The sequence below is a fragment of the Bifidobacterium saguinibicoloris genome, from assembly GCF_019331725.1.
Classification (GTDB): domain Bacteria; phylum Actinomycetota; class Actinomycetes; order Actinomycetales; family Bifidobacteriaceae; genus Bifidobacterium; species Bifidobacterium saguinibicoloris.
The window spans coordinates 99190-113504 of record NZ_JAHBBF010000003.1; the positions used below are offsets into that span (position 1 = coordinate 99190).

Below are 14315 nucleotides of genomic sequence, written 5' to 3' on the forward strand. Positions count from 1 at the left end.
CCGGCGCGAGCCTCAGGTCGTTCGCTCCTGCCGTCCAGTTCTACACGACACGCCGCCGTGGGGCAAGCGTGTGTCGGGATTCTCCCCGCGATTCCAGTGGGTCCGAAGGGTCCGGGGATTCGGGACGGCGTGTGCGTCGGAAGATCAGTTGCCTTCGCTCAGGTCGTCCTCGCCGAGGGTCTCCTCGAGCAGGCCCTCGTCGATCTCGCGGAAGGCGATGGACAGCGGCTTCTCGTTGTTCTGATAGTCGACGAGCGGGCCGACGTTCTGCAGCAGGCCTTCGTTGAGCTGGGTGAAGTAGGAGTTGATCTGACGGGCGCGCTTGGCGGCGAAGATCGCCAGCGCGTACTTGGAGTCCGCATGCTCCATGAGATCGTCGATCGTCGGGCTGGCCAGACCGTCGGGGGTGGGGCTGGTGCCGAACTCCTCGTTGCCCTTGACCTCGGTGGTCTCGGTCTCGGTTTCTTCTGCCATATTCATGCTCCCAATCATGGAAAAACTATCTCAACCGCAACGAGTATAGCCATGCCCGGGGACCTGCCTGACCGGCCGGGGCCGCGGCGTGCAGAAGACATCCGGCTGTTGACCCGCCCGAGCCGCGCCCGGCGTGAACGTTACCAACGTAACATCCTCGTGAATTCCACATACTGACTCTTGACAAAACGCGTGTCCCGATTAGGGACTTGAATAGATGCCATGACTGAAATGCGATCTGCAAAACTCATGTCGGGCCGCGTCTTCGCAGGCGCCCGTGCCCTCTACCGCGCCGCCGGCGTCAGCGGGGAGGATATGGGCCGCAAGCCCATCATCGCCATCGCCAACTCCTTCGACGAGTTCCTCCCCGGCCACGTCCACCTCAACAAGGTCGGCCGCATCGTCTCCGAAGCCATCAAGGAAGCCGGTGGCATCCCCCGCGAGTTCAACACCATGGCCGTCGACGACGGCATCGCCATGGGCCACACCGGCATGCTGTACTCCCTGCCCTCCCGCGACATCATCGCGGACACCGTCGAATACCAGTGCAACGCGCACTGCGCCGACGCCCTGATCTGCATCCCGAACTGCGACAAGGTCGTCCCCGGCATGCTCATGGCCGCGCTGCGCCTCAACATCCCGACCGTGTTCGTCTCCGGCGGCCCGATGGAGGCCGGCACCACGGTGCTCGCCGACGGCACCGTGAAGAAGAACACCGACCTCATCTCCGTGATGTACGCCTCCGCCGACGACAACGTCTCCGAGGAGGACCTGCTCAACTACGAGAAGACCGTCTGCCCGACCTGCGGCTCCTGCGCCGGCATGTTCACCGCGAACTCGATGAACTGCCTGACCGAGGCCATCGGCCTCGCCCTGCCCGGCAACGGCACGATCCTCGCCTCCCACTCCTACCGCAAGGACCTGTTCAAGCGCGCCGCGCAGCAGGTCGTCAAGATCGCGAACCAGTACTACCAGGATTCCGACGACTCCGTGCTGCCGCGCTCCATCGCCACCAAGCACGCGTTCGAGAACGCGATGACCATGGACGTCGCCATGGGCGGCTCCACCAACACCGTGCTGCACATCCTCGCGATGGCCCAGTCCGCGGACGTGGACTTCACGCTCGACGACATCGAGCGCATCTCGCACACCGTGCCGTGCATCTGCAAGGCCAGCCCGTCCGGCAAGTGGGAGATCTCCGACGTGCACCGCGCCGGCGGCATCACCGGCATCCTCGGCGAGCTCGACCGCGCCGGCAAGCTACACAAGGACGTCCACTCCATCGACTACCCGTCGCTCGAGGCCAAGCTCGACGACTGGGACATCATGCGCCCCACCTGCACCGACGAGGCCAAGCAGATGTACAAGGCGGCCCCCGGCCACATCATCTCCCCGGAGCCGTGGACGCACACCACGCTGTTTGACACGCTCGACACCGACCGCGTCAACGGCGCCATCCACGACATCGACCACCCGGAGATCCACGAGGGCGGCCTCGCCGTGCTGCGCGGCAACCTCGCCCCCGACGGCTGCGTCGTCAAGACCGCCGGCGTGCCGCAGGAGATCTGGAAGTTCCGCGGACCCGCGCTGGTCGTCGAGTCCCAGGAGGAGGCCATCAAGGTCATCCTCGACGACACCCTGAAGCCGGGCATGGCGCTGGTCATCCGCTACGAGGGACCGAAGGGCGGCCCGGGCATGCAGGAGATGCTCTACCCGACCTCCTTCGTCAAGGGCAAGGGCATCGGCAAGCAGGTCGCCATGCTCACCGACGGCCGCTACTCCGGCGGCTCCTCGGGCCTGGCCATCGGCCACATCGCCCCCGAGGCCGCGAACAAGGGACCGATCGCCCTCATCAAGAACGGCGACATCATCAACATCGACATCGAGGCGCGTCAGGTGAACGTCGAGCTGACCGACGAGCAGCTCGCCGAACGCCGCGCCGAACTCGAGGCCGGCGACGGCTACGTGGCGCACCGCGACCGCAAGGTCAGCCAGGCCCTCAAGGCCTACGCCGCGTTCGCCCGCTCCGCCGACAAGGGCGCCACCCGCGACCCGGAGCTCATCAACAGGCTCTCCGGCCTCGCCTGATCGGAATCCGTCGCGCAAAGGCCGACGTCCACTACATGGGACGTCGGCCTTTGTCCTCTACACCCCGCTCGTATACTGCCGAACCGACAATTCAATACGCATCTTCAGGGCAGGGTGAAATTCCCGATCGGCGGTTCAGTCCGCGAGCATCACGATTGCAATCAGCAGTCGCGATGCCGAACCGGTGAGATTCCGGTACCGACAGTCATAGTCTGGATGAAAGAAGCTGCGGCGGCGTGGACCATCGGCCCGCGCACGCGACCGCATACTGTCGCGTGCGCGCATCGGCGATGCGCATCATGCGGCCCATCTCGAGCACCCTGGATTTCGAACGGAATCCGGGGTGTTCGCGTTTCGGCGCCGCGAAGCATGACGCATCTCGACCGATGCCCGGGCAACCGGAACCAAAACCGGCACACGGCCCCACCGCCACCATGAAGCACCCTGGACATGCCCTATCGCAAGGAAAGGGGATTTCGTGGACGATAGGGACCTCATGTCCGTGGCATTGCGCCACGCACGACTCGGAGCGGGCAAAGTCAACCCAAATCCGATGGTGGGGGCGGTCATCGCGCGCGACGGCGCGATCATCGCCACCGGACATCATGACCATTTCGGCGGCTGGCACGCCGAACGCGCCGCGCTCGAAGCCGCGAAACGCGACGGCGTCGACGTGCGCGGCGCCACGATCTACGTCACGTTGGAACCCTGCTGCCACACGGGCAAGCAGCCGCCGTGCACGCAGGCGCTCATCGACACCGGAATCGCCCGCGTGGTGGTCGGCTCCCCCGACCCGAACCCGCTGGTCGCCGGCAAAGGCGTGCGTCGGCTGCTCGACGCTGGCATCGAGGTCACGCAGGGCGTGCTGCGCGAGGAATGCGACGCGCTCAACGAAATCTTCCTGCACTACATCACCACGCACACGCCGTTCGTCATGTTCAAATACGCGATGACGCTCGACGGCCGCATTGCCACCGCATCGGGCCTGTCGCGCTGGATCACCGGCGAGGCCGCGCGCCGCCGCGTGCACGCGGACCGCGGCCGGTTCGCCTCGATCATGGTGGGCGTGGGCACGGTCATCGCCGACAATCCGCAGCTCACCTGCCGCATCGACGGCGGCCACGACCCGATCCGCGTGATATGCGACACCGATCTCAACACGCCTCATGACGCGGCGGTCGTCGCCACCGCGCGCGAGACGCCCACGATCATCGCCACCTGCTCGACCGACGAGACCCGCGCGCAGGCCTACCGCGACGCGGGCTGCGAGATCCTCCACGTGCCGGCCGACGCCGACGGGCACGCCTCCGTCGCCGCCATCGTCGAAACGCTCGGCGAGCGCGGCGTCGACAGCGTGATGATCGAGGGTGGCGGCGAACTCGCCTGGTCCGCGCTGCGCGATCGCGTGGTGACCAAAGTAAGCGCCTACGTCGCGCCGAAACTGTTCGGCGGCCGTACCGCGCCCGGCCCGGTGGGCGGCGCGGGCGTCGGCGCGCCGGACGACGCCTTCCTCCTCACGCACCGCACCGTCGCCGCGGTGGGCGACGACATCGTCATCGAAGGAGGCGTCGACTATGTTCACCGGAATCGTTGAGGACCTCGGCACGGTCGTCGGATTGGAGAACGGCGCGGATTTCGCGCGGCTGACCGTCGACTCGCCGACGGTGGTGACCGACCGCACGGCGATCGGCGAAAGCATCGCCGTCAATGGCGTGTGCCTGACCGTCACATCCGTGCGCGGCACGGCGTTCACCGCCGACGTGATGCACGAGACGCTGCGACGCTCCTCCCTCGGCTCGCTCCGCCGCGGCGACCATGTGGACGTGGAGCGCGCGATGCCCGCCGACGGACGGTTCTCCGGACACATCGTCTCCGGACACATCGACGGCACCGGCGTGGTCACGTCGATCACGCGCGACGGCATCGCCGTCGTCTATACGATCCGCGCGCCGTACGCGCTCATGCGGTTCATCGCCGAGAAGGGATCGATCGCCGTCGAGGGGATCAGCCTGACGGTGACGCACGCCGGACTCGACTCGTTCGGCGTGTCGATCATCCCGCACACCGCCGCGCACACGGTGCTGGACGAACGGCGCATCGGCGACGTGGTCAACCTCGAAACCGATCCGATCGCCAAGTACGTCGATCGGCTGCTGGCCATGCCGGCTGGCGGCGGCGCGCAGGGCGGCCCGTCCGGGGCCGGACCGATCACCGAGGACTTCCTCGTCGCGCACGGGTTCTGACGCCGGCGCATCACGCAGGCATCACGCAGGGCAACGGGAAACGCATCAGGAACACATCGGAAAACACACCAAGGACGAAGGACGAACATGGCAGCACAGCACACACAACATGACGATCAGGCGCACGACGATCCGGTGGCGCGCGCCATCCGGGACATCGCCGCGGGACGCATCGTCGTCGTGGCGGACGACGAGAGCCGCGAGAACGAGGGCGACCTCATCTGCGCGGCCCGGCACGCCACCCCGAGCAACATCGCGTTCATGGCCACGCACGGCAGAGGTCTGATCTGCACGCCGATGAGCCCAGAGCTGGCGACGCGGCTCGACCTGCCGCCGATGTGCACGGCGAACACGGACAACCACCACACGGCGTTCACCGTGTCAATCGACCACGTGACCACCTCCACCGGCATCAGCGCGCGCGACCGCTCGCTCACCGCGCTGGCGTGCGTCGACCCGGACACGCGGCCGCAGGACTTCCGCCGCCCCGGGCACATGTTCCCGCTCGTCGCGCGCCCCGGCGGCGTACTGGAACGCAACGGACACACGGAGGCGACCGTCGACCTGGCGCGGCTGGCCGGACTCGAGCCGTGCGGACTGTGCTGCGAGATGATGAAGGCCGACGGCACGATGATGCGGCGCGACGGCCTCAAGCGCTTCGCCGACGAGCACGGACTGGCCTACATCACCATCGCGCAGCTGCAGGAATACCGTCGCACGCACGCGTTCCCACACACGGTGCGCCGCGTCGCGCGGATGAACCTGCCCACCGAATACGGGCGGTTCACGATGGTCGGCTACGAGTCGGACGACGGCGGCGAGCACGTGGCACTGGTGATGGGCGACGACATCGTCTCCGGGGAGCCCGTCCTGTGCCGCATCCACTCGCAGTGCCTGACCGGCGACGTGTTCGGCTCCCAGCGCTGCGACTGCGGGCCGCAGCTGCGCGAGGCGATGCGGCGCGTGGCCGAGGCCGGACGCGGCGTCATCCTGTATCTGAGCCAGGAGGGACGCGGCATCGGACTGCTCAACAAGCTGCGCGCCTACGAGCTGCAGGAACGCGGATTCGACACGCTCGACGCGAACCTGGAACTCGGGTTCCCCGCCGATGCGCGCGAATACGAGACGGCGGCGGCCATGCTGCGCGACCTAGGCGTCGCGTCGGTCGACCTGATGACCAACAACCCGGACAAGATCGGCCAGCTGGAGCAGGCGGGGATCGTCATCGCCTCGCGCATGCCTATCGTCATCCCCGCGAACGCGTACGACGCGAACTATCTGTCCACCAAGGAACACCGGATGGGACACCTGCTGGGCTCCCTGTCGGACATGACGAACCTGTCCACCACGACCAACATGTCGACCATGACGAACATGGCGACCACGACAAAGGAGAACTGAAATGACCGTATTCGAAGGACAACTGGTAGCCGGCACCACTTCCGCCGCCGGTGACGATTCCACCGCCGGCAAGCCGATCCGCATCGGCATCGTGGCGGCGAGGTTCAACGAGTTCATCACCTCGAAGCTGCTGTCCGGCGCGCAGGACGGCCTGCGCCGCCACGGCGTGGCCGACGAGGACGTGGACGTGGCGTGGGTGCCGGGCTCGTTCGAGATCCCGATCGCGGCCAAGCGCATGGTGTCCACCGGGCGTTACGACGCGGTGATCTGCCTCGGCGCGATCATCCGCGGCAGCACCTCCCACTACGACCTCGTGTGCAACGAGACCGCGAAGGGCATCGCGCAGGTGTCGCTGAACTCGGACGTGCCGGTGCTGTTCGGCGTGATTACCACCGAGAACATCGAGCAGGCCATCGAACGCGCCGGCACGAAGGCCGGCAACAAAGGCTTCGACTGCGCGCTCGGCGCCATCGAGATGGTCAACGTGCTGCGCGCCATCAGCGCCGGCGAGTGACGCCGACAAGGGCGCGCCCCGCGACCCGGAGCTCATCAACAGGCTCTCCGGCCTCGCCTGATCGGCGACGCATCCGCAAAGTCGGGGAATTCAGGGCTACTGCCCGCCGATTTCCCGGCTGAAACACCCGTTATCCGCGATTTACAGCGTTAAATAGGACAATTCCCACGTTGAAAACGTCCATTTCGCGCTGTAAATCGCGGATTTCGTCTATTTGGGCCCCTGTCATGCGGGCGCACGGCCATGATGGTCGATTCCCGCCATTCGCCGCCATCCGCCATCGCCCGATTCCCGCCATCCGCCATCGCCCGATTCCCGCCATCGTCCGCCATCATCCGCCGCCATCCGCCATCCACCCCGCACACTGACACAACAGCCACACGCATGCCTCGCGTGTATCCCGCGCTTCTCCCGCATGGTCCCGACCGCCGCGGTGGCCCCCGGTGCCCCTATACTGTGACGCGGCTAGAACATCCATGGCCGAAGACGCGCAGGCTCCTCACCTTACTGCTCCACGTCCCGGCCGCGAGCGCCCGCCCGCAGGCAGGCGCGGAAGGCAAGGTGAAATTCCCATGTCCCTCGCGAACCGTCTCAAGCGTCGCATCCCCACCGTCATCGCCGTCGTCCTGCTGTTCGTCGCATGGGAGGCGTGGGTACGGCTCGCCCACGTCCCATCCACGATGATCCCGGCGCCAAGCGAGATATTCCAGGCCACCCTCGAGGTGTGGGACACGCTGGGGCCGGCCGCCGCGGTCACCACGTACGAGGGCGTGGTGGGCTTCCTGTATGCAGTGCTGTTCGGCGTGCTCATCGGCATCGCCCTGTACTGCTCGCGCACGTTCAACGCGGCGTTCTACCCGCTGCTCGCGGCGGCGCAGACGATGCCGCTCATCTCCATCGCCCCGCTGTTCCTCATCTGGTTCGGGTTCGAGACGTCCGGCAAGATCGTGATCGTCGCGGTGTTCGGCCTGTTTCCGATCGCTGTGCAGACGGTGCGCGGCCTGGAGGCGGTGCCGTCGTTCTACTCCGACGTGGCACTCACCTGCGGCGCGACGCGCGCATGGACGCTGTGGCATGTGAAGCTGCGCGTGGCGGCGCGTCAGATCTACGGCGGCGTGCGCGTGTCCGCCGCATACATCTTCGCCACCGCCTCGACGGCCGAGTATCTGGGCGCGCGCAAGGGCCTGGGCATCTGGCTGCAGGCCGCGTACAACTCGTTCCGTACGCCGCTCATCTTCTCCGCCACGTTCACGATCATCATCATGACCTGCCTACTCATGCTCGCCGTGAACGCGAGTGAACGCCTGCTGCTCGGTCCGGCGGGCGACGACGAGGATCCGGACGCGGACCAGTGACCGGACGTCCCGGTAGCCGCATGCCCCTATAATGGCAACCGCCATGAGCCGACGTGTGGCAAACCGGCGGGCCCCTTTTCCTCATGACGTTCGGGGCCGTCGGGGGCGTCGGCCGGGCGGAACCCACGGCCCTCCCTATCGTTCTCTGCCGGTTCCGCCTGGGAGCAAGACACCCAGAGAACGATAGAGAGACAACGAACTAGGGATTCATCATGAAGCACAGCCTTGTGAACAAGGCGATCGCCCTCGTGGGCGCCGTCGCCATGGCCTTCGGCGTGTCCGCGTGCGGCCAGGCCAACGACTCCTCCGATTCCTCGAACGGCCTCAAGAAGGTCACGTTCATGCTGTCCTGGGCGCCGGACACCAACCACATCGGCGTCTACGTGGCGAAGAACAAGGGCTGGTTCAAGGACCAGGGCTACGACGTGGACATCGTGGCCGTGGCCCAAGCCGGCGCCGAGCAGGCCGTGAACAACGGCGTGGCCGACTTCGCCCTGTCCAACCTCACCAACGTGGGCATGTACGCGCTCAAGGGCGCGAAGATCAAGCAGGTGCTGCAGGTCCAGCAGAAGCCGAGCGCCATCTGGTGCTCACTCGCCTCGAACACGTCCATCAAGTCCCCGAAGGACTTCGACGGCAAGACGTTCGCCACGTTCGGCTCCAACGAGTCCGACGCGGTGATCCGCCGCATGATCCAGACCGACGGCGGCAAGGGCGAGTTCGACAAGGTCACCGTCGGCACCTCCACCTTCCAGACGATGGAATCCGGCAAGGCCGATTTCGGCGGCTTCTACGCCACCTGGGAGGGCGTGCAGGCCGAGATGTACGGTCCGAAGCTCAACTGCTTCACCGAACCGGACTACGGCGTGCCCGGCAACGCGGATTCGATCGGCGTGATCACCAGCGACAAGACCATCAAGGAGAACCCGGAGCTGGTAAGGAAGTTCACGCAGGCCACGCAGAAGGGCTACGAGTACGCGTACTCGCACCCGGACGACGCGGCGAAGATCCTCGTGGACGAGGCGAAGGACGCGAACCTCAAGCTCGACTTCGTCAAGAAGAGCATGCACACCATCGTCGACGGCCAGTACTGGGGCGATCCGGCGAAGATCAAGGACGGCTCGTTCGTGCTCGGCACCAACGACTTCACCGAACCGCAGAAGTACTTCGACTTCCTGGCCGAGGAGGACGCCTACACGGATTCCCACGACAAGGTAATCCACACGGCCCCGCAGACGAAGGATCTCGCCACCAACGAGTTCCTTGGCAAGTGATCCGGTGCCGACGTGGCGCACGTGACGTGGCTTCCGCGTCGTCGTGCACGCCGTGTCGCGCGGCATCGTACGTTGCATCGCGACCGTTCTCCGAACACCGCCCGCCGGCCATCCGCCGGCGGGCGGTTCCGCATCCGTCCACCGCTTCCGCCCGTCGCTGCAGGTGTCCGATGAGACACCGCCCTGTCACATCAAGGAGACCTTATGACCGTCCGCTCCCCCGCCCGCGTCGTCGCCTGCGTGGACACCGGCGTCGACGATGCGCTGGCTTTGGCGTACCTGCTGGCCTCGCCCGACGAATGCGACCTGATCGGCGTGGTCGCCGGTTACGGCAACGTGGACGAGCCGACCGCCTTCGCCAACACGCGTCTGACGCTCGACCTGTTCGGCCGCCCCGACATCCCCGTGCTCCACGGGGCCACGCATCCCTCGTGGGCGGACGCCTTCATTCCGGACGCCGGATGCGCGCAGTTCCACGGCGTCGACGGTCTGGGCGGACTGAGCGGCCGGACCGCGGCATCGCCCGATACGACGACGGTCGTCGCCGCGCGCGGCGACGACGCATCGCACCTCCACTCCCCCGTCGTGTCGGTCGGCGGCTACCGCACGGACGATCCGCACGCGAACCCGGCCGTCCCGGTCACGCACGGCCGCTCCTCCGGCATCGCCCGCGACCACGCCGCACACAACGCACACGACAAACGGCACGACGACGGCGTCGGCCTCATCATCGACCAAGTGCGGCGATACGGCCGCGACGTCACCATCCTCGCCACCGGACCGCTCACCGACGTGGACGCGGCCATCACCCGCGCGCCGGACATCGCGCCGAAACTCAGGCTCGTGATGATGGGCGGCACACTCACCCAACCGGGCAACTGCTGGGACGCGGTCGCCGAAACGAACGTCATCCAGGATCCGGAGGCCGCGGACCGCGTGTTCCACGCGGGCGCGGACGTGACGATGATCGGCCTCGACGTGACGCACCGGTGCCTGCTGCCGCGGCACGCCGCCGAACGGTGGCGCGAGTCCGGCACGGAACGAGGACGGTTCCTCGCCGGACTCGCCGAATTCTCCATCGCCGCGAACCTCGAGGCGGATCCGGCAATCTTCGCCGGAGGCATGCCGCTGCACGACCCGCTCGCGGCGGCCGTCGCCCTCGACCCCACGCTCGTGACGTGCGTCGACGTCGCGATGCGCGCCGAAACCGCGACCGGCGACTTCACCGGCGTGCGCGGCCGCACTACGGGCGACCCGATGGGCCTCGTCACACCGGACGCGCCGCGCACGCACGTCGCGCTCGGCGTCGACGCACCCCGCTTCGTGGACGGGTTCACCGACCGGCTCGCCGCGCTGTGCGGCGTCTGACGCTACTTCTTCACGCCGCCGAAGCGACGGTCGCGGTGGATGTAGTGGTCGATGGACCGCCACAACACGTCGCGGCCGCAGTCGGGGAACAGCTCAGGCACGAAATCGAGCTCCGCGTAGGCGGCCTGCCACGGCAGGAAGTTGGAGGTGCGCTGCTCGCCGGACGTGCGGATCACCAGATCGCAGTCGGGCACGTCGGGCAGGTAGAGGTGATCGGCGATCATCCTCTCGGTGACGCGGTCGCCGCTGATCCTGCCGTCGCGCACCTCGCGCGCGATGGCGGCGCAGGCGTCGGCGATCTCCGCGCGCCCGCCGTAGTTGATGCAGAACACCACGTCGATGACCTTGTTGTGCTTCGTGCGCTCCTGCGCCACCTCGAGCTCGTCGATGACCGACTTCCACAGCTTGGGGCGGCGGCCGGACCAGCGCACGCGCACGCCCCACTCGTCCATCTGCGCCACGCGGCGGTGGATGATCTCACGCGAGAAGCCCATGAGGAACCGCACCTCCTGCGGGCTGCGCTTCCAGTTCTCCGTGGAGAACGTGTACAGGCTCAGGTAGCGCACGCCGGCCTCGATGGCGCCGGCGATCGTGTCGAAGACGACCGGTTCGGCCGCCTGATGGCCGTTGGTGCGGATCATGCCGCGCTGCTTGGCCCAACGTCCGTTGCCGTCCATGATGACGCCGACATGGCGCGGCACCTTGTCCTTGGGGAAATCGGGGATGCGCGAGGGGTCGGAGAACGGTGCGGCGGGGATGTCCAGCGAAGTGTAGTCGACGTTTTCGAAAGCCATGGTTGTCAATCTAGCAGCCTCATGGAACGTAGCGGACGCTCCAGGTAGTACTCGGCCCAATCCTCCACGAGACGCACGGTCTCCGGCATGAGATCATGGCCGTCGAGCACGGGCCAGTCGCCCTCGACGAGCGCCTTGAGCTGCGTGACCGCGATGGCCGGCACGCGACGCGATTCGGGCGTGTGGTCCCTGGCACACATGAGGCCGCCGGCGGGGATGGAGAAGAACACGTCGCCCGCATCCCATCGACCACCGCACACCACGCAGCTGGTGAGCCGCGGCTCCCAGCCGGCGATGGCGAGCGCGCGCATCACGTACGACGACGAGATGTGCGCGGGCGCGTGGGCGTGCCTGGCGAGCGCGTTGAGCGCGCCGATGAGCAGCCGGTACTGCGCGACGGTACGTTCGTTCTCGGCCGTGACGAGTTTGTCCGCGGTCTCGACGATGACGTTCGCCGCGGTGTACGCGTCGTAGTCGGCGGTGATGGGGCCGGCGTACGCGGCGATCGAATCGGCCTGGGAGACGACGTCGAGCGAATGCCCTGTGGCGATGAGCAGGTCGGCGCGCATGAACGGTTCGAGGCGCGCGCCGAACCGCGATTTGGTGCGTCGCACGCCTTTGGCGACGGCGCGCACCTTGCCGTGGGCCTTGGTCAGCAGGGTGATGATGCGGTCGGCTTCGCCGAGCTTGGCGGTACGCAGCACCACGCCTTCGTCTCTGTAGAGGGGCATGGGACCATACTACGGCCGTGCCGCGGCCGCGGCCCGCACGGGCTGCCAAACATCCGTTCCTATAGAATCGGACGTTCCCGGAACCAAAGCAGACCCATACGCATTCGTTCCTATAGAATCGGACGTTCCCGGAACCAAAGCAGACCCATACGCATCCGTTCCTATAGAATCGGACGCTTCTCCATCTCACACGGCCTGCCAAACATCCGTTCCTATAGAATCGGACGTCGCGCGCACAGGCTCAGTAGATGAACAGCCCCCAGAACGCGAAGAAGAACAGGACGTGGAGCATGGACACGGCGGTGAGCCAGAACAGCACGCGTCCGAAGCGCGTGGCGGCGAGCACGGGCTCCGCGCCGGTCACCACGCCGCGGATGGCTCCGGGGCGCGGCGGCCAATCCAGCATGCCGCGTTCCACGGCCACTTCGATGAGCCGGGCGAACACGCGCGACCACGCCCAGACCACGAGCGTGCTCACCACCTGGATGACGGGCCAGCTCCACCACATCACGCCGGGCTGTTCGGCGGGCGCGGCGCCCCATGCGAGTTTGACCACGCCCATGACCACCTGTCCCAGACCCGCGGCGAACAGGAGCAGCGTGGCCATGGTGGTGACGGTCAACGTGATGAGCGCGTTGCCGAACCCGTTGCGGAAACCCAGCCCCGGATAGGGCACGCCGCGGTTGGCGCGGCATAGACGGAACCGGATGCGGCGTCCCAGCGCGGCCAGCCATGCCACGGCGGTGGCGACGAGCAGGAGGATGGTGCCCGCGTGCAGGATGGCGCCGTACACGGTGAGCGAGCGCCGGGGCTGGAGGTCATCGGGCACGGCGATGGACTGGTAGATGGTGTCGCCGGCCACGCGTTCGCTGGTCTGTCGTCTCCCCGCGGCCACGCCCGAAGTCCAGGAGACCACGTCGTCCACGTACGCGTCCGCGAACCGGGTGCCGCTTTCCGCCTCGTCGCCGAGTCTGAGCACATGGTTGGCCACCGGATAGCTGCGGACGGTCACGTCCCAATTGCCGGCCTTGTGGGCTTCGCGCAGGATGCGTTCGACGCCTTCGACCTGCGCGGTCATCACGTCCTTGGATCCGTACGCCACGAGCGTGGGGATCGCGTAGGCGGACGATTCGGGCAGGTCCAGGTCGAAGTTGTCGAGGCCGAAGAACGCGGTGTCGGCGTTGAACACGCGGCGCACGATGGACTGATAGCCGTCGTTGGCGCCGACGAGCGCGAAGTCCTGCGAGATGAAGAAGCCGAGCGAGCGCCGCGGGGTGAACACCATGGGGCTGAGGAGCACCTGGAACGCCACGTCGTGGTCTTCGGCGAGCAGGTATTGGCTGATCCATGTGGATTCGCTGGTGGCGTAGATGCCGATCTTGGCGGCGTCGACGTCCGCGCGTTTCCTGAGCATGCGGATGGCCGCGTCGTAGGCCCGCGCGGAGGCGGGATAGTCGCGGTTCACGTCGGTGGTGTCCCAGACGGGCTTGTCGATGACGGCGGTGACGAAGCCCGCGGAGGCGAGCGTTTCGGCCATGTCGCCGAACGAGTTGTAGGCGGTGCCGAAGCCGGCGCCGTGCATGAACAGGATGGCGGGCCGGGTGCCGGACGCGCCGGCCGGCCGGCGGACGAGCATGGTGATGGTCTGCGTGGCGTCCTCGCCCTTGCCCTGCACCTGCCAGGTGGCGTCCGATTCGGGGTCGACGGGCTGTTCCACGGCCTTGCCGACCTGTGTGCCGTCGCGTGCGATGGTCAGCGCGTACGATTCCTCCTCCACCTGGTAGAGGCCGGATTCGCCGCCGGACGCGTCCGTCTCGCCGCCGCCGTCGCCTTCGGCCCGGAAGGTGACGGCGGTGTCCCTGCTGAGGGTCGCGATGGTCTGTCCGGTGGGTTCGTTGTCCCACGGCACGGTGGTGAGGTTGGAGACGGAGACGAGCAGTCCGATGAGGATGATGAAGATGGGCAGGCTCACCGAGAGTCTGCGCCCGTTCGACCATGGGGCCGTCCGGGCGTTCCCGCCGCGGTCCGTCCGCCGTCCGGTCGCTTCCTTTCGTCCCCGTACGTCCGCCATGC

12 protein-coding genes and 1 riboswitch are annotated in these 14315 nt (G+C 67.1%); of the genes, 8 read left to right on the plus strand and 4 right to left on the minus strand.

What is annotated here, in order from left to right; all coding sequences use genetic code 11:
- Nucleotides 1–144: 144 nt before the first annotated feature.
- Complete coding sequence (gene rpoZ, locus KIH78_RS03240) at nt 145–474, minus strand: DNA-directed RNA polymerase subunit omega (protein ID WP_214311364.1); 330 nt, start codon at nt 472–474, stop codon at nt 145–147.
- Nucleotides 475–696: 222 nt separating this feature from the next.
- Between rpoZ and ilvD the strand changes: the two genes are divergently transcribed.
- From ilvD to KIH78_RS03280, 8 genes are all read left to right on the plus strand, one after another.
- Nucleotides 697–2562 (plus strand): dihydroxy-acid dehydratase, encoded by a 1866-nt coding sequence (gene ilvD, locus KIH78_RS03245; RefSeq protein ID WP_219131203.1) that lies wholly within the window; start codon nt 697–699, stop codon nt 2560–2562.
- A gap of 96 nt (nt 2563–2658) precedes the next feature.
- A riboswitch (FMN riboswitch) is annotated at nt 2659–2794 on the plus strand.
- A 246-nt stretch (nt 2795–3040) separates the two neighbouring features.
- Nucleotides 3041–4156, plus strand: a complete 1116-nt coding sequence (gene ribD / locus KIH78_RS03250) for a bifunctional diaminohydroxyphosphoribosylaminopyrimidine deaminase/5-amino-6-(5-phosphoribosylamino)uracil reductase RibD (RefSeq protein ID WP_219131205.1) — start codon at nt 3041–3043, stop codon at nt 4154–4156.
- Complete coding sequence (locus KIH78_RS03255; RefSeq protein ID WP_219131206.1) at nt 4137–4805, plus strand: riboflavin synthase; 669 nt, start codon at nt 4137–4139, stop codon at nt 4803–4805. Before ribD ends, KIH78_RS03255 begins: the two co-directional genes overlap by 20 nt.
- Nucleotides 4806–4892: 87 nt before the next feature.
- Nucleotides 4893–6206 carry a bifunctional 3,4-dihydroxy-2-butanone-4-phosphate synthase/GTP cyclohydrolase II gene (locus KIH78_RS03260; RefSeq protein ID WP_219131207.1) on the plus strand — a complete coding sequence of 438 codons (1314 nt, stop codon included), beginning with the start codon at nt 4893–4895 and terminating at the stop codon, nt 6204–6206.
- A 1-nt stretch (nt 6207) separates the two neighbouring features.
- Complete coding sequence (gene ribH / locus KIH78_RS03265; RefSeq protein WP_219131209.1) at nt 6208–6720, plus strand: 6,7-dimethyl-8-ribityllumazine synthase; 513 nt, start codon at nt 6208–6210, stop codon at nt 6718–6720.
- Nucleotides 6721–7292: 572 nt separating this feature from the next.
- Nucleotides 7293–8075 carry an ABC transporter permease gene (locus tag KIH78_RS03270; RefSeq protein ID WP_214311368.1) on the plus strand — a complete coding sequence of 261 codons (783 nt, stop codon included), beginning with the start codon at nt 7293–7295 and terminating at the stop codon, nt 8073–8075.
- A 212-nt stretch (nt 8076–8287) separates the two neighbouring features.
- On the plus strand, nt 8288–9349 hold the full coding sequence (locus KIH78_RS03275; protein WP_214311370.1) for an ABC transporter substrate-binding protein: 1062 nt from the start codon (nt 8288–8290) through the stop codon (nt 9347–9349).
- Between the two features lie 204 nt (nt 9350–9553).
- Nucleotides 9554–10717 carry a nucleoside hydrolase gene (locus KIH78_RS03280; protein WP_219131210.1) on the plus strand — a complete coding sequence of 388 codons (1164 nt, stop codon included), beginning with the start codon at nt 9554–9556 and terminating at the stop codon, nt 10715–10717.
- Nucleotides 10718–10719: 2 nt separating this feature from the next.
- On the opposite strand, the gene KIH78_RS03285 is transcribed toward KIH78_RS03280, so the two are convergent.
- The 3 genes from KIH78_RS03285 to KIH78_RS03295 all read right to left on the minus strand — a co-directional run bounded on the left by KIH78_RS03285 (nt 10720) and on the right by KIH78_RS03295 (nt 14313).
- On the minus strand, nt 10720–11511 hold the full coding sequence (locus KIH78_RS03285; RefSeq protein ID WP_219131212.1) for an isoprenyl transferase: 792 nt from the start codon (nt 11509–11511) through the stop codon (nt 10720–10722).
- Nucleotides 11512–11516: 5 nt separating this feature from the next.
- Complete coding sequence (gene recO / locus KIH78_RS03290) at nt 11517–12242, minus strand: DNA repair protein RecO (RefSeq protein WP_219131214.1); 726 nt, start codon at nt 12240–12242, stop codon at nt 11517–11519.
- 241 nt (nt 12243–12483) lie between these two features.
- Complete coding sequence (locus KIH78_RS03295; protein ID WP_236034382.1) at nt 12484–14313, minus strand: alpha/beta hydrolase family protein; 1830 nt, start codon at nt 14311–14313, stop codon at nt 12484–12486.
- Nucleotides 14314–14315 lie beyond the last annotated feature (2 nt).